11 protein-coding genes are annotated in these 15,873 nt (G+C 64.4%); 6 read left to right on the top strand and 5 right to left on the bottom strand.

Annotation, left to right across the window (positions count from 1 at the left end; all coding sequences use genetic code 11):
• Positions 1-229 precede the first annotated feature (229 nt).
• Positions 230-4,618, top strand: coding sequence for an AMP-binding protein (locus N3J91_08555; protein MCX8156481.1), 4,389 nt, complete (start codon positions 230-232; stop codon positions 4,616-4,618).
• Between the two features lie 74 nt (positions 4,619-4,692).
• Complete coding sequence (locus N3J91_08550) at positions 4,693-5,094, top strand: divalent-cation tolerance protein CutA (protein MCX8156480.1); 402 nt, start codon at positions 4,693-4,695, stop codon at positions 5,092-5,094.
• Between the two features lie 93 nt (positions 5,095-5,187).
• On the opposite strand, the gene N3J91_08545 is transcribed toward N3J91_08550, so the two are convergent.
• Positions 5,188-6,396 (bottom strand): hypothetical protein, encoded by a 1,209-nt coding sequence (locus N3J91_08545; GenBank protein MCX8156479.1) that lies wholly within the window; start codon positions 6,394-6,396, stop codon positions 5,188-5,190.
• A gap of 116 nt (positions 6,397-6,512) precedes the next feature.
• Here N3J91_08545 and N3J91_08540 point away from each other — a divergent pair, with 116 nt between their 5' ends.
• The 3 genes from N3J91_08540 (at position 6,513) to N3J91_08530 (ending at position 10,684) form a co-directional block, all read left to right on the top strand.
• Positions 6,513-7,592, top strand: coding sequence for a Gfo/Idh/MocA family oxidoreductase (locus N3J91_08540; GenBank protein MCX8156478.1), 1,080 nt, complete (start codon positions 6,513-6,515; stop codon positions 7,590-7,592).
• Between the two features lie 3 nt (positions 7,593-7,595).
• Positions 7,596-8,630 carry a uroporphyrinogen decarboxylase family protein gene (locus tag N3J91_08535; protein MCX8156477.1) on the top strand — a complete coding sequence of 345 codons (1,035 nt, stop codon included), beginning with the start codon at positions 7,596-7,598 and terminating at the stop codon, positions 8,628-8,630.
• Positions 8,631-8,692: 62 nt separating this feature from the next.
• Positions 8,693-10,684: an alpha-L-arabinofuranosidase gene (locus N3J91_08530; protein MCX8156476.1), complete on the top strand. Its 1,992-nt coding sequence runs from the start codon at positions 8,693-8,695 to the stop codon at positions 10,682-10,684.
• Positions 10,685-10,704: 20 nt separating this feature from the next.
• Here the strand turns inward: N3J91_08530 and N3J91_08525 are convergent, their stop codons facing one another.
• A complete protein-coding gene (locus N3J91_08525) occupies positions 10,705-11,745 on the bottom strand; it encodes a hypothetical protein (GenBank protein MCX8156475.1) in 1,041 nt (346 codons plus the stop codon).
• Positions 11,746-12,001: 256 nt separating this feature from the next.
• Between N3J91_08525 and N3J91_08520 the strand changes: the two genes are divergently transcribed.
• A complete protein-coding gene (locus N3J91_08520) occupies positions 12,002-13,513 on the top strand; it encodes an arylsulfatase (GenBank protein ID MCX8156474.1) in 1,512 nt (503 codons plus the stop codon).
• A 6-nt stretch (positions 13,514-13,519) separates the two neighbouring features.
• On the opposite strand, the gene N3J91_08515 is transcribed toward N3J91_08520, so the two are convergent.
• From N3J91_08515 to N3J91_08505, 3 genes are read right to left on the bottom strand one after another with little or no spacing between them, the layout of a single operon-like run.
• Entirely contained in the window at positions 13,520-14,359 is an 840-nt protein-coding gene (locus tag N3J91_08515) for an ABC transporter permease (protein MCX8156473.1), read from the bottom strand.
• Between the two features lie 7 nt (positions 14,360-14,366).
• The gene (locus N3J91_08510; protein MCX8156472.1) at positions 14,367-15,287 is read right to left on the bottom strand and encodes an ABC transporter ATP-binding protein; all 921 of its coding nucleotides are present in this window, start codon (positions 15,285-15,287) and stop codon (positions 14,367-14,369) included.
• Complete coding sequence (locus tag N3J91_08505; GenBank protein MCX8156471.1) at positions 15,284-15,865, bottom strand: DUF1559 domain-containing protein; 582 nt, start codon at positions 15,863-15,865, stop codon at positions 15,284-15,286. The genes N3J91_08510 and N3J91_08505 overlap by 4 nt, the downstream gene beginning before the upstream one ends.
• Positions 15,866-15,873: the final 8 nt, after the last annotated feature.

The following is a 15,873-nucleotide window of genomic DNA, read 5'->3' as shown; positions in this document are numbered from 1 at the left end:
CGCTTCGGGGCCAGCACTTCTTGCCGTGTGATTTCGCTCATTTGGGTGTTGATCGTTCGGTAACACCCATTTTGAGCTTACAGGGGCCGCCCCAGCGGCCCCATACCCCTCCTTCGGTAACATTTATTTTGAGTCAAATCGACCGCCCGGGGCGTTGCATTGCTGCCTTGCAATTCCACCGCGCTTGTTTCTACTCTCTCTGGCTTGGGGTTTTTTGGGTTTGTTTGTTGTGAAAGAACCACTTTCGATCCGCCGGTTTTTTACCGGCAAAAAAGTGCTGTTGACCGGGGCCACCGGCTTCCTGGCCAAGGCCGTGATGGAAAAAATCCTGCACGACCTGCCGGAAATTGGCGGCATTTATCTCTTGATCCGTTCGCGCCGCAAGCCGGACGGCACGCTCATCCCTGCCCGGGAGCGGCTCCATGATGAGATTCTGCGCAACAGCGCCTTTGGCCGGCTGCGCGAAAAACTGGGCGAGGATTTTGAGGCCTTTTGCGAGGCGCGCATCCGATGTGTCAGCGGCGATCTCACCCTGCCGCGGCTGGGCCTGTCCGAGACGGAGTTTCAAACCCTGGCCCGGGAGATTGATGTCATCATCAACAGCGCCGCCACCGTGGTCTTTGATGAGCGGCTGGACCTGGCGCTAAGCCTCAACACCCTGGGGCCGGCCCGCCTGCTGGAGCTGGCCCAGGCCGGCCATGCGCTCTACGTGCATATTTCCACCGCCTACGTCTGCGGCAAGCGCACCGGCAATGTCCCGGAAAAATTGCTCGATCCGCTGGAGGCCATTGACGCCCAGCTTCCGCCCGGCGTGGAGCGTCCCCGCCGCTTTGTCGTTAAAGAGGAAATTGCCGCCCTGCATCAAGTGGCCGACCAGGTCAAGGCCCGCTGCGCTGAGGAAATCCGCCGCCGCGGCTGGGATCCCAACAGCGAGGATGCGCGCAACTATCTGGAAAAAGAGCTGGTGGACGCCGGCATGCGCCGCGCCCAGCAACTGGGATGGAATGATACCTACACCTTCACCAAGTTTCTGGGCGAGCAGCTCGTGCGCGAAGACCGCGGCCGGGTGCCGGTGGTCATCGTCCGGCCCTCCATCATCGAGTCGTCCCTGCGCGATCCCGAGCCGGGCTGGCTGGACGGCCTGCGCATGGCCGACCCCATCATCATCGGCTTTGGCAAGGGCCGCCTGAATGATTTCCCCGCCAACCGCAACATCGTGCTGGACATCATCCCGGCGGATTTTGTGGTGAACTGCGTGCTGGCCGCCGCCGCGCACATTGCCCGCGAGCCATCCGGTTTTGATCTGTTCACCGTGGCCAGCTCCACCAAAAACCCGTTGTGGTTTGAAAGCCTCTACACCCACGTGCGGGACTATTTCCTCAAGCATCCCTTCACCGACCGCAGCGGCCGGCCCATCCGCGTCCAAGAGTGGAAATTCCGCCCCATCGCCGAATATCGCCGCCTCATGGTGGCCCGCTACCTGCGCCCGGCCCAACTGGGGCTGGCGCTGGTCAATGGCCCCATTCCCATCCCCGGCTCCCGCAAATGGCGCCCGCGCCTCAAAAATTACGTCAATAAAATCGAGCAGCTCCTGTACTACGTGGACATCTACGGCCCCTACGTCAATCTGGACTGCCGTTTTGAAACCGAACGCTCCTTTGCGCTGTTGGAATCCCTCGAGCCGGAGGAACGCAAACAGTTCAACTTTGACCCACGGGTCTTCCATTGGCGCGGCTACCTGCAGGATGTGCACATCCCCGGCCTCAAGCGCAACATCCTCCGCATGGACGCCGTGCCCCGCACCGGCGCCGGCCAGGGACGGCTGCTGGACGAGGAGGCGCGCGCCGCCAAAACGGCCGCCGCCGCCCCCACCATTCGGGGGGTGCCGCAAACCATCGTGGACATCGCCCGCCGCGGCCATGAACGGTTTGGCAGCAAAACCTTCCTCGAAATCCGCCGCTCCCGCCCCGAAAATGGCCCCGCCCATGTGCGGCTGACCTACACCGATTTTTGGGAAAAATCAGGCCATCTGGCCCGCAAACTGGCGGCCCGCCTGAACCTGCACGTGGGCGATCGCGTCGCCCTCATGGGCGAGAACTGCCCGGAGTGGGCCCTGGCCTACCTGGCCATCGTCCGCGCCGGCGCCACTGCCGTGCCGCTGGACCGCATGCTGCCGGCGGGGGAAACCCGGCGCATCCTGGAGATGGTGGGCGCCCGGGCGCTGGTGATCAGCCCGGCCTGTCTGAAAACTTTGCGCAGCAATGGCAACGGCCACGGCGGCCCCCGCCTGCCCCTCTGCCTGAATCTCCTGCAGGAGGTGGAGCCGTTTGCGGGAGAGGCATGGCCCCATCCCAAAGCCAGCCCCGAGAGCCGCCCCTTGCGCGATCCTGCCCCCGAGGCGCTGGCCTCGCTCCTGTTCACCAGCGGCACCACCGTCGAACCCAAGGGCGTGATGCTCACCCATGCCAACTTTGTGGCCAACGCCATGGCAGTTTCCGAAGTGCTCGAACCGCTGGAATCCGACCGTTTCCTTTCCGTCCTCCCCCTGCATCATGCCTTCGAGTTCACGGCCGGTTTCCTGATCCCCATGCTCGGCGGAGCGTCCATCTACCATCTCGAACAACTCAAGGCCCAGGAAGTGCTGGACGCCATGCGGCTGAATGAAATCACCGTCATGCTCGGCGTGCCCCGCCTCTTCAAGCTCTTCCGCGACGGCATTCAGGCCCGCATCCAGGCCGCTGGTCTGGCCGGGCAACTGATGCTCGAGGCGGGCGAGCTGGCCTGCCTGGCCGGCGAAGTCTTCGGCGCCAACTGGCGGCCCCGCATCTTCCGCAAAGTTCACGAGGCCTTCGGCGGCCACATCCGCGTGTTCGTCTCCGGCGGCGCGGCGCTGGACCCCGACATCTTCCACTATTTCAAACGCTTTGGCCTCACCATTTGCGAGGGTTACGGGCTGACCGAAACCTCGCCGGTGCTCACCGTCAACCCCCTGTCCGCCCCCAAAGCCGGCTCCGTCGGCCCGGTCATTCCCGGCATGGAAATCAATATTTTGCCCCTCGAGGCGGACGACGAAATCGGCGAGATCCTCGTGCGCGGCCCCTCGGTGATGCACGGCTACTGGCACAACCCCCAGGCCACCGCCGCGGTGTTCACCGAAGGCTGGTTCAAGACCGGCGACCTCGGCAAGTTTGACGAGGACGGCTACCTTTACATCACCGGCCGCCTCAAGGACATCATCGTCACCAGTGCCGGCAAAAACGTCTATCCCGATGACGTGGAGCACCACCTCCAGGGCCTGCCCGGCCTGAAGGAAATGTGCGTCATCGGCCTGCCCGGCCGGGACGGCCAGGGCGAGGAAGTCACCCTGGTAGTGGTGCCGGAGAATCCGGAGGCCCGCCCGGCCATCGAGGCGGCCGTGGCCAAAATCTGCGCCGACCTGCCCAGCCATCAGCGCGTAAGCCGGCTGGAGTTTCAAACGGAAGATTTGCCGAAAACCACCACCCTGAAAATCCAGCGGGCCAAGGTGCGCCAGCGTTATCTGGCCGGCGCCCGCCCCCTCAAACCCACCCCCGCCCCCGCCGTGGCCGCGCTGGCCGCCACCCCGGGCGAATCCCTCGCCGATACCAGCACCGTGGCGGTGGAAGTGGCCCGCGCCGTGGCCCGCGTGGCGGGCAACCTCACCCCCGCCGAAATCGAGCCCCACCATAAGTTACAAATGGATTTGGGCATTGACTCCATCGGCCGGGTGGATTTGCTGCAAACCCTCGAAGTCCGTTTCTCCCTGACCCTGCCGCCCGGCACGGAGGACAAAGTCCTGACCGTGCAGGACGTGGTCACCGTGGTGGAGCAGGCCCGCCAGCAACAGGCCGCCGCCCGGCCCCGCCGCACCCGCCGCCTGTGGGAGCGCGCCCAGGTGCCGCACGACGCCCTCCAGGCCGGCATGCGCCAGACCCGCGGCCGCCTGCTGCTGCGCGGCCTCTTCGAGGCCGTCACCGGCTTCATCATGAGCACGCACCTGCGCGTGCGCGGCGACGGCCTGGAGCACCTGCCTGCCCATGGCCCCTACATCCTGGCCGCCAACCATTCCAGTCATCTGGATCTGCCGGCCATCCGCAAAGTGCTGGGGCCGGCCGCGCGCAACCTCCACGCCATGGCGGCCAAGGATTACTTTTTCAACACGCCCTTCAAACGCTGGTTTTTCACCACCTTCCTCAACGCCCTGCCGCTGGACCGCGAAGCCAACGCCGCCGAAAGCCTCGCCGTGTGCAAAACCGTCCTCGACAGCGGGCGCTCCATCCTCATCTTTCCCGAGGGCACCCGCTCCATCACCGGCGATTTGCAACCCTTCAAGCCCGGCGTGGGCGTGCTGGCGGTGGAATTGGATTATCCCATCATCCCGGTCTGGATTCAGGGCGCCTATGACGCCCTGCCCAAGGGCCGCGTCATCCCCCGCCCGGGCCACATCGAGGTCCGCATCGGCCCGCCGGTGGATTTCTCGGTCCTGCGCGCCCAGCGCGAGCAGGCCTCCATCTCCGATCTCTATCGCCGCGCCGCCCACATCCTGCGCGAGCAGGTGGAAGCCCTGGCTGACCTCCCCCCGCTCAAGCCGGAGCCTTAACCCTCCCCGCCCGCCCAGTTCAACGGCGCATTTTCCATTGCCGCGCCCAAGCCACCCGCGCTAGTTTGGCGGAAGTGAAAACTGCCGCCGCTTTTGTGGTTGTGCTGGTCACCGCGCCGGACACCGACGCCGCCCGCCGCCTAGCCCAGGCCGTCCTTCAGGGGCGCGTGGCCGCCTGCGCCAATCTGGTCCCCGGCCTGGAATCGCATTACTGGTGGCAGGGCAAATTGGAAACCAGCTCCGAGGTTTTGCTCATCCTCAAGACCACCCGCCGCCAGCTTGCCGCCCTGGAAAAAACCATCCTCGCCCACCATCCCTACGACACGCCGGAAATCCTTGCCCTGCCCCTGGCCCAAGGCACGCCCAAATATTTGCACTGGCTGGCCGGCGAGGTACGCAAAGAAAAATCCGGCCATTCTTCCCGAACAAGCCGCCGGGCATCGCGAGACTCCAGCCCTGGTCCCGCCGGGGAGTGATGGCGCCGCCCCCAGCAGCCCGGCCCTTGAGTTCTACTCGGGTTTTGCGTTTGTGCCCGCCTCGCCCTGCCCCGGCGGGCGTAAGGTTGGCGCCTATTTGGCCCCCGCCCAAATCTCCTTGATGGTGTCTTCCTGATTGAAACCCTGGGGGAAATGGCGCTGCATGTTGGCGTAATACCAGTTGCGGCGGCCTTGCGGGGTATCCACCGGCGTATGCAGCACCCGGCTGCCGGGCATTTGCAGCCAGCCGTTGGGATCGTTGTCCCGCACCCATTTCCAGGCATACCGCAGCCACTCATTGCGGTAGTCCTCCGGCTGATGCGCAAACCAGGACATTTCATCATAGCCCCAAACCCAGAACTTCATGCCCGGCGTGCCCGGTTTGGCGCTGCCGCCCCAGTTGTCCACCTCCACCAGGTACGGCAGGCTCTCGCAGCGCCAGCCCGCGGGCGTCAATCCCCCGCGGCTGCGGCCGTAGAGGCTGTCCAGATAGCCTTTCTCCAAAATGCCTTTCTGCGGTTGCTCCAACACCTCTTTGATGCGGAGCGGAAACGAGTGAAAATCAAACAATAATTGCTCCCCGCGCCGCGGGCCGCCGTCCGGGGTGTGCGCATCGCACAACACCCAGTGGCGGCGCGCATGACGCGCGGCATACTGGCGCACCCGCGTCAACATGTCCCACCAACCGTCATAATTTTTATCCTGCCGCCCAATGAGCGCCACCTGCCCGAAGTGAATCGCCTCCATGCCGGCGCTGATGTAGGTGGTGGCCACGTGGTAAAACCACATGCGCGTTTCCAGTTTGGTCATGTCGGGCACGGTGGTATCCCGCCCCCAATGATTGAGGTACACGCCCTGATCAAACAGCATTGCCGCGTAGCGAAAGTTGCGGGTCTCCACCGGCACCCCGAAGGCCTGAAACACCTCCGGCGGAATGGGCACAGTCTCCACCTGCGGCGTCACAATCTCAAACACACACCCCTGCAGGATCAGCTCCGGCATCACCTGGTGGGTGCGCGCCGCAATCTCCCGCGCCCGTTGCACGCGGTTGGAAAACTGGTTTTCCCGTCCCCACATATAGAGCACGCGCCCCGCGAACCGCGCGCCAATGTTTTGCAGCATCCGCAGATTGTCCTCCGGACTTCCCTGGCCCGTGCAATAATCCATCATCGTGATGGCACGGGAAAGATAACGCTCCAAAACCGCCCGCGACATGGGGCCGTCAAATTGCAGTTCCGGATGGGCCGCCCGCAGCAGCGGCAAGCCCAAAAGCCAGATAACCAACCAAATGCCTGGTTTCATGCCGCCAGCGTCGCGAGCTGGCTTGCGGCTGTCAAGCGCCGCCCACAGGGCTGCGCTTCCCCTCTCCCTCACCCCGCCATTGCGGAACCGGGCGCGCTGTTTTATCCTCCGCGGCCATGAGCGACTTCCAGAAAGCGGACGGCATGATGTATGCCCCCAAGGGCAGGCCCAATGTGGTGTGCGCGCCCGGGGAGTTTCGCTTCGCGGCCATTGGCCTGGATCACGGCCACATTTATGGCATGTGCAATGGCCTGCTGGAGGCCGGCGGCCAGCTTGTGGCCGTGTACGATCCCGACCCGGAGAAGGTGAAACGCTTTTGCCAGACCTACCCCGGCGTCCGGGCCGCCGCCAGCGAGGCCGAAATCCTGAACGATGCCACCTTGCAGCTTGTGGCCGCCGCGCCCGTCCCCTGCCAGCGCACCCCCCTGGGCCTGCGCGTCATGGAGCACGGCAAGGATTACTTTGCGGACAAACCGGCCTTCACCACCCTGGAACAACTGGCCGCCGCGCGCGAAAAAGTGCGACAAACCGGCCGCCTCTTCGCCGTGTACTACGCCGAGCGCCTGCACTGCGAGGCCGCCCTGTACGCCGGCCAGCTCATCCAGGGGGGCCGCATCGGCCGTGTGCTGCATGTGGCCGGCCTGGGGCCGCACCGCATGAACGCACCCACGCGCCCGCCGTGGTTTTTCGACCGGCATAAAACAGGCGGCATTCTCTGCGACCTCGCCAGCCATCAATTCGAGCAATTCCTGGCCTTTGCCGGCGCCCGCAGCGCCCGGGTCCTCCACAGCCGCGTCACCAATTATTACGCCAGTCAATACCCCGAGTTTGAGGACTTCGGCGATGCCACCGCGGTGGCGGACAATGGCGCCACCTTTTACTGCCGGGTGGACTGGTACACCCCGGACGGCCTCGGCGCCTGGGGGGATGGCCGCACTTTTATCATCGGCACCACCGGCACCATTGAACTGCGCAAGTACCTGGACGTCGCCCGCGACCGCGCCAGCGATCATGTCTATCTGGTGGATGCCCACGGCGAGCATCATCTGGCCGTGCAGGGCAAGGTGGGCTTTCCCTACTTTGGCGCCTTGATCCGCGACTGCCTGGACCGCACCGAAACCGCCATGCCCCAGGCGCACACCTTTTTGGCCGCTGAACTCAGCCTGCAAGCCCAGGCTCAAGCCCTCCGACTCTAATCCATGACCTCTGCCCAATGGGAAACCCTCCGCCGTTGCGCCCGCGGCGAAGCCCTCCCCCATCTCCCCGTGGCGCTGATTGTGGACAGTCCCTGGATCCCCGGATACCTCGGCCTGTCCACCCTGGACTATCTCTTCGCGCCCGACGTCTGGCTGGAGGCCAACTTCCGCGTCATCCGCGAATTCCCCGACCTCATCTTCCTGCCCGGTTTCTGGGCGGAAATCGGCATGGGCGCCGAACCCAGCGCCTTCGGCTGCAAAACGCTTTTTTACCACGACAAAACGCCCCAGGTCCTGCCGCTGGTGGAGACCTGGGACGCCCTGCCCGAGTTGAGCGAACCCAACCCCGAAACCGACGGCTTCCTGCCCTATCTCCTGACGCTTTATCGCCGCTCCCACCCGCGGCTGGCCGAGGCCGGTCATGAGGTGCGCATCGTGGCGGCCCGCGGGCCGTTGACGCTGGCCACCCACCTGGTGGGCGTCAGCGAATTTCTCATGGGCCTCAAAACCGAGCCCGACAAGGCGCACCGCCTGTTGCAGGTGCTCGCCCGATTCATCACCCGCTGGCTCGAAGCCCAGGCCGCGGCGGCAGGCCCGGCGGTCCAGGGAATCATGGTGCTTGATGATATTACCGGCTTTCTTTCGCCCAAAGATTTTCAGACCTTCGCCCTGCCTTATCTGCAACAGATTTTCCGCGCCTTTCCCACAGCGTTAAAAATCTTCCACAACGACACCAACAACGTGGTGCCTTACCGTTTCCTGCGCGAAATTCCGGTGGACATTTTCAACTTCACCCACCTGCAGCCGCTGCCGCGCGTGCGCGAACTCTGCGGGCCCGATATCTGCCTCATGGGCAATGTCCCCCCGCTCGAAGTCCTCGCCCAGGGCACGCCCGGGCAGGTGGCCGAGGCCGTGCGCCACGCCCGGGCCGGCCTCGCCGACTCCCGGCGCTGGCTGCTCTCCGCCGGCGGCGGCGTCTCCCCCGGCACCCCCGGCGCGAATCTTTATGCCCTGGTGGCGGCTGCCCGGGCCGCATGATTTGGAATGGCCGCGCGCATCTGCGGTTGTCAACCGCTGCGCCTGACTTTATAAATAAAGCTATGAAAATAATTGCTCGTGCTCTGTCGGCCGCCGGCCTGGCCCTCTTGTCCCTGAGCCTGGGGGCGGCGAACGAACTCCCATGCCGCCTCGAGGTGGATGTCCACCGGCCCATCGCCCGGGTCAGCCCGGTCATGTGGGGCATCTTTTTTGAAGACATCAATTTCGGCGCCGACGGCGGCCTTTATGCCGAGCTGGTTAAAAACCGCTCCTTTGAATTCAACCAGCCGCTCATGGGCTGGCAGACCGTGCGACCGCCCGGCAGCACAGCCATGATTGGCGTCAGCTCCCGCGACCCCTTGCACCCCAACAATCCCCAATACCTGGATGTCACGGTGGGACCCGCGGATCACGGCGTGGCGCTGCTCAATGAAGGCTTTCGCGGCATGGGCCTCCGCCAGGGAGAATCCTATGTTTTTTCCGTCTTTGCCCGGCAGGTCAGCGGCGGCCCCACCGCCTTGAAGGTGGAATTGCTGGATGAACAGGGACAAGTCATCGGCCAGACCCGCCTCAAAGGCTTCCAACCGGCCTGGCTGCGGCACACGGCCGCGTTGACCGCCCGCACCACCGCCGCCCGCGGCAAACTGCGCCTCCTCTTCGAAGGCCAGGGCCGTGTGCACCTGGACATGGTCTCGCTCTTCCCGCGCCAGACCTGGAAAAACCGCCCCGGCGGCCTGCGCGCCGACCTGGTGCAAATGCTGGCCGAGCTGAAACCGGGGTTCATTCGCTTCCCCGGCGGCTGCATTGTGGAGGGATTTAATCTGGAAAACCGTTACCAATGGAAGAACACCATCGGCCGCCCGGAGGAACGCAAGCTCATCATCAATCGTTGGAACATGGAGTTCAAACACCGGCCCACCCCCGATTATTATCAAAGTTTTGGCTTGGGATTTTATGAGTACTTTTTGCTGTGCGAAGATTTGGGCGCCGAACCGCTGCCCATTCTGAATTGCGGCATGGCCTGCCAGTTCAACACCGGCGAGCTGGTGCCCCTCGAGCAGTTGGACCCCTTCATTCAAGATGCCCTGGATTTGATTGAATTTGCCAATGGCCCCACCAACACCGTCTGGGGCGCCCGTCGCGCCGCTATGGGCCATCCCCGGCCTTTCCACTTGAAATTCCTGGGCATCGGCAACGAGCAATGGGGGCCGCAATACCTTGAACGCTACGAACGCTTTGCCCGCGTACTCCAGCAGCGGCATCCGGAAATCCGCCTCATCTCCAGCGCCGGGCCGGACCCGGACGGCCCGAAATTCGACCTCCTGTGGCCCCGTCTGCGCCAGCTTCGCGCCGATATTGTGGACGAGCATTACTATCGGCCCCCGCAATGGTTTCTGGACAACACCCATCGTTATGACCGCTATGACCGCAACGGCCCGCGGGTGTTTGCGGGCGAATATGCCGCGCAAAGCGTCCGCACCGTCAGCCCCGACAACCGCAACAACTGGGAGTGCGCCCTCGCCGAGGCGGCCTTCATGACCGGCCTCGAGCGCAACGGCCAGGTGGTGCGCATGAGCAGCTACGCCCCGCTGTTTGCCCATGAGGACGCCTGGCAGTGGCGGCCCAACCTCATCTGGTTCGACAACCTGCGCGTCTATGGCACCCCCAATTACTACGTCCAGCAGGCCTTCGCCCGCCACCGCGGCGACTTGATCCTGCCCGCCCGCCTGCAGGGCGAGGTGGGCCAGCCCGAGCGTGTCTATGCTTCAGCCACCTTCGACGAAGCCGCCCTGGAAGTCATCATCAAGCTGGTCAACGCCACCGCCACCCCGCGCATGATCACCCTCCAGCTCAACGGCGCCACCCCCGCCGGCCGGGCTGGACGCGCCCTCATCCTGACCGGGGCCTTGACTGAGGAAAACTCCCTGACGCATCCCACCCGCATCGCGCCCCTGACCCAGCCCCTCCCCCCCACCGGGCCGGCCGTGGCGCATGTGGCGCCGGCCTATTCCTTGAGCGTGTTGCGCGTGCCGGTAAAGACTGGCGGGAAATAAGCAAGGGCGCCGGACACAACTTACAGGCAGTGCAGCGGTAAATCCTCCGGCGGGACGGCAGGCAGGGAGGCAGCCGCCTTCTCCTGCGGCGCGGGCACGGCGGGCCTGGCTGCCGGGCGCGGACGCGCAGAAACCGGCCGGGGTGCCGGCGCCGGTTTATCTTTGCGATACAAGCTGTTGGCCGCGCTGGTCCACGCCCCCATCTGCAGGCGGGCCGCCACCCACCGCAAGCTGGCCGCTGTTTCCGCGCGCACGCGCCGCGCAATGCGCACCTTTTCCGGATCCCCCTTGGGCCGCCGCGCCAGTTCCGCCTCCGTCCAGCCCAGGCGCGCCAGCTCCTCGCGCACGATCAGATCAGCCTGCTCACGCGCCAGCACCCGCCCCGGCTCGGCGGAGTTGCCGCGGCTCTCCTGCAACCATTGCAACAACGCGGCGCGAAACGCGTCACTCCCCATGCGCCAGCCCCGCCGCAACGAAGCCCAAAGCTCCGTCGGGGGATGCGCCGCCACCGTCCGCAACCGGGCGGCGAACTTGGCCCGGCCGGCATCGTCATCCTTCAAATCCAGGGCGTTGAAAACCGGGGCCACCTGCAGCCACGGCGGGCGTTGCGCCGGTGCCAGCAGGTAGTAACGCAAACTGCACCATGGATCCTCCGCCTCCGGCAGCGCGGGTGAACCCCCGCCGCCCGCCGCCAGATGCACATAATCCACCCCCGCCGGCAGAAAAGGCGCCTTCGGCTCAATCAACACCGAGCGATAACGGCCCGCCAACAGGTGACCGCGGCGTTGATGGCGGCGGTTGTACTTGATGGTAAAAGCCCCCAGCAACCATTTCATCCCTGCCACCAGGTTGGGGGCGGGCGTGTGCACCACCATTTCAAGGCGGCGCGCCACCAGGCGAAAAGCCAGCACCTCCCACTGAAACCGCTGGCAGGCTTGCTGCAGCGTGTCCCAAAATAAAACCCGGTCCTCCTCCCCGTGAAAGACCACCTCCCCACCGTTTCCCTCCGAGGCGAGGTAATAAACGGCGCCGGGAAATTCGAGGCGCAAGGGCCGAGCCATGCGCAGGATGGTTGCGGAGGAACCGCCGCCTGTCAATGCCACGCCATCCCCCGCCCTCCGGCAAAACCCGCCCTGTTGCCCGAAGGCAGCCTTGTCTCGCAGGCGGGCTTGTGCGTGCTGCGGCAGTCCCTTGCCAAAGGCATGGGCAATTTACCTCCCCACGGACGGCAGCCTTTGTGGAGCGCGCCCCCCACGGGACAGTTGCGCGTTATCCTTGCGCATCACCACAGAACCCGAATAATACCCCAACAAACCCATGAATGACCGTGCGCTTTTCTGGTTGCCGGTGCTCGCTGCTTTCCTGATCGGGCAGTCCCAACCCTCCGCCGCCGCCGCGCCCGCGGCTGCGCTGACCGGCCGCCGTCCGAACATTATTCTCATCTTAACGGACGATCAGGGCTACGGCGACCTCTCCTGTCACGGCAACCCGGTGCTCAGGACCCCTCATCTGGACCGCCTGCATGCCGAGGGCCGCCGCTTTTTGGATTTCATGGTCAGCCCCACCTGCTCCCCCACTCGCGCAGCCCTGTTGACCGGCCGTCATGAGTTCAAGTCCGGTGTCACTCACACCATTTATGAGCGGGAGCGCCTTGCGCTCTCCGCGGTCACTCTCCCCGCCCTGCTCAAACAAACCGGCTATCACACCGGCATCTTCGGCAAATGGCATCTGGGCGATGAGCGGCAGTACTGGCCCGACCGGCGCGGCTTCGAGGAGTTCTTTATCCACGGTGCCGGCGGCATCGGCCAGACCTACCCCGGCAGTTGCGGCGACGCCCCCGACAACCATTATTTCAGCCCGGTGATTCTGCACAACGGGCGTTTTGTCCCAACCACCGGCTACTGCACCGATGTTTTTTTCACGCAGGCGATCACGTGGATGGAGCGGGTGCGCGGACGGCGTCCCTTTTTTGCCATGATCACCCCCAATGCGCCGCACACCCCCTTGGAGGTGCCCCCGGAGTACGAGGCCCTGTATGCCGGGCGCGTACCCACCAATGTGGCCAAGTTTTTCGGCATGATCGCCAACCTGGATGACAACGTGGGCCGGTTGCTGGCCCGCCTGCAGGTCTGGGGCCTGGAGCGCGACACGCTGATCATCTTCATGAACGACAATGGCGGCACCCAGGGCGTGCGGTTGTTCAATGCCGGCATGCGCGGCCAGAAAGGCACCCCCTATTGGGGCGGCGTGCGGGCCGCCTCGTTCTGGCGCTGGCCGGGCGTCCTTCCACCGGGCGATATTGCCCCCCTGGCCGCCCACGTGGATGTCATGCCCACCCTCCTCGAAATCGCCGGAGCCAGAGTCCCGCCCACCGTGGCGCGTCAATGGGATGGACGCAGTCTCGTCCCCCTGCTGTTGGAACCTTCCGCGCCGTGGCCTGACCGCTGCCTCTTCACGCATCTAGGCCGATGGCCCACCGGCAAAGCCGCCGCGGCCAAATACCAGGATTGCAGCGTGCGTTACGGCCCTTACCAGATGGTCAGCGCGGGCAAAACCAGCGGCATCTGGGAGCTTTACCACCTGCCAACCGATCCCGGCCAGACCAACAACCTGGCCGGCCGGCATCCCGAGCTGGTGCAAAAGTTGTCCGCCTGTTATGACCGCTGGTGGGAAGCGATCCAGCCCGGCCTGATCAATGAAATGGCGGTGGGCCCCAAAATTAACCCATTCAAGGAGCTGTATTGGCGGCAGTTTGGCGGCGCGCCCACGCCGCAATTATTGCAAGGCATGAATCCCCAGCTCAAATTTTCGCCCGACGCCCTCCGGTAGCCGCCGCTAGCTCTTGATGTCGCGCAGGTGAAACACGGTGGCGCCGATCAGGAAGAAGGTGGCATTGAAGCCAAGCAACAGGCTCAACGACTGGCCGATGCGCCACCAGGGAATGGTCTCTTCAAAAATATAGACCCAGATGTTCAGGTGGTAGGTCAGAATCCAGTTCTGGTAATCCCGAAAATAGGGGATGTGTTGCAGAATAAAACTGATGAGCACCACTGACATGGCCAGGATGGTGGCCGCCGCCGGCTTGATGTTGAAGCAACTGAACATGAACGCCAGCGTCATGATGGTGACCGCCTCGGGAATCAAAAACACCTGCGCCAGCAGATAGCGCTCCAGGCCCTCCCCGGCATTGAATACACTGAATATGGATTGCTCCGGCGCAAAGACAAACAGCCCGCCCCACGGAAACCAGACCCGCGCGGACAGCAATCCCAGCCCGCCCAGGGCCAGCACCAGCAGGGCGGAAAACACGCACCCCGCCAGCCATTTCACCGCCAGCAACCGCCAGCGGGAGATCGGCCGGCATAAAATCATGCGCAGCGTGCCGTCCTCGCTCTCCTTGGCCACAAAATCCCCCCCCACCAGCGCCGAGTACAACGGCAGCAGGAAAATGGCGATCATCACCATCATGATGACCGCGATGGTCAGCGCACTGATGAACGACTCCGCCAGATATCCATTCTGATTCAGCAGCCGCTCAATGTGTCCGGTGGCCGTGGTGAACTTGAAGCCGAGGCTGATGGCGTTCTGCGCCAGAAGAAACATGGCAAAGCCAATGTACGTGCGCTTCTTGCCAAACAACTTCCACAACTCCCCGCGAAATTGGTGGTACAACATAGCTGGGTCACTCTGCCACGGCCGCGCCGGCGCGCTCGCGGTGCATGAGCGCCAGGTAAAAGTTTTCCAAGCTTTGCTCCTCGGGCGCAATCTCGCTCACCGGCAAACCGGCCTCCACCAGCCGGCGCACCACCTCCTGGCTGGTGGCCGCCGGGGCCAGTTGAATGGCCTGACCGTCGCGCGCGTCGCCGATCAGCCCCGCCCCGCGCAGCAAAGCCACCGCTCGCGCAAAATCCGTCGTCCGCAACCGCCACCACGCCCCCTGCCGCCGCACCTCCTCCAGCGGCCCTTCAAAGACCTTCCGGCCCTGATGCAGCACGGCAATGCGCGTGCACAACTGCTCCACTTCATTCAGCAAATGCGACGACAACAGAATCGTCAGCCCCAATTCCCGCCGCAGCCGCAAAATGGTGTGCCGCATCTCGTGAATGCCCTCGGGATCCAGGCCGTCGCCCGGCTCGTCCAGAATCAGCAACGCCGGCTGTGGCAGCAGCGCCTGGGCCAGTGCCAGCCGCGTCCGCATGCCGTGCGAGTAGGTCCGCACCGGGTGATGCTCCCGCCCCGTCAGTCCCACCCAGGCAATGACTTCCTGCAGACGCTCCCGCGGCGTGGGCGCCGTGAAGGAGCTGAGAATCTCCAGGTTGCGCCAGCCGGAGAGGTAATCATAGAACGCCGGAGTCTCGAAGATCGCCCCCACTTTTTCCAGCGCCCGCCGCCGGTTGGAGGTCACATCATGCCCCAGCAGGCGCACCTCCCCCGCATCCGGCCATACCTGGCCCAGCATCATGCCGATGGCCGTGCTTTTGCCGGCGCCGTTGTGACCCAGCAGGCCAAAGATCTCCCCCGCCGGCACGCTCAAATCCAGTCCGTCCACCGCCTGCCGGCGGCCAAAACGCTTGCTCACCCCCCGCAGCTCAATCAGGCTCATGGACGCGTCCCCTCCAGCACGAGCAGGTTTTTAATGTGGCCATCGGCATAAAGAAAATTGATGCCCTTCCCCTCCCCCCGGGCGGCATGAAAGGCCTCTTTGTCAAACATCAGCGGCATTTGGTGCGGATTGAAAGGCAGATTGAGCACCGTCAAACGATCCGCCGGCTGGTTGTTCAGCAAACTGTTCCAACTGTAGCTGGAGCCGGTGGTGTAAAAAAGGTCTTTGGTGTCTGAAGGACAGCGCAAAACATTGGTGTTGCCCAGGTAGGGAGCCAGCACCCGCTCCGGCCCGGCGGGCACATTCGTCGCCGGCGCGCCAGGCGGCTGATCGCGCATGATGGGCAGGCGGTTGTGGTGATCCTGCGTGTACAGTTGGATCGCCAGACCCACCTGGCGCAAATTACTGATGCAGGCCGCGGCCCGCCCCGCCTCCCGCGCGCGTGTCATCACCGGCAACAGCAACGCCGCCAGCAGGCCAATAATGGCGATGACCACCAGCAGCTCCAGCAGGGTGAACGCCCCGGGGCCGAAACCCCACCGCCCCCCCCGCCTGCACCGTTGTCGCGCCTGCTTCACGCCGTCCT

Source organism: Verrucomicrobiia bacterium, from assembly GCA_026414565.1.
In the GTDB taxonomy this organism is placed as follows: Bacteria; Verrucomicrobiota; Verrucomicrobiia; order Limisphaerales; family Fontisphaeraceae; genus Fontisphaera.
Note: the sequence above shows the minus strand (reverse complement) of the source record. Positions and strands in the feature narration are given on the sequence as shown.

Excerpts from the sequence above, each read along its gene's own strand:
- N3J91_08545 (MCX8156479.1), bottom strand. The coding sequence starts at position 6,396 with ATGAAACCAGGCATTTGGTTGGTTATCTGGCTTTTGGGCTTGCCGCTG.
- N3J91_08540 (MCX8156478.1), top strand. The coding sequence starts at position 6,513 with ATGAGCGACTTCCAGAAAGCGGACGGCATGATGTATGCCCCCAAGGGC.
- N3J91_08535 (MCX8156477.1), top strand. The coding sequence starts at position 7,596 with ATGACCTCTGCCCAATGGGAAACCCTCCGCCGTTGCGCCCGCGGCGAA.
- N3J91_08530 (MCX8156476.1), top strand. The coding sequence starts at position 8,693 with ATGAAAATAATTGCTCGTGCTCTGTCGGCCGCCGGCCTGGCCCTCTTG.
- N3J91_08525 (MCX8156475.1), bottom strand. The coding sequence starts at position 11,745 with ATGGCTCGGCCCTTGCGCCTCGAATTTCCCGGCGCCGTTTATTACCTC.
- N3J91_08520 (MCX8156474.1), top strand. The coding sequence starts at position 12,002 with ATGAATGACCGTGCGCTTTTCTGGTTGCCGGTGCTCGCTGCTTTCCTG.
- N3J91_08515 (MCX8156473.1), bottom strand. The coding sequence starts at position 14,359 with ATGTTGTACCACCAATTTCGCGGGGAGTTGTGGAAGTTGTTTGGCAAG.
- N3J91_08510 (MCX8156472.1), bottom strand. The coding sequence starts at position 15,287 with ATGAGCCTGATTGAGCTGCGGGGGGTGAGCAAGCGTTTTGGCCGCCGG.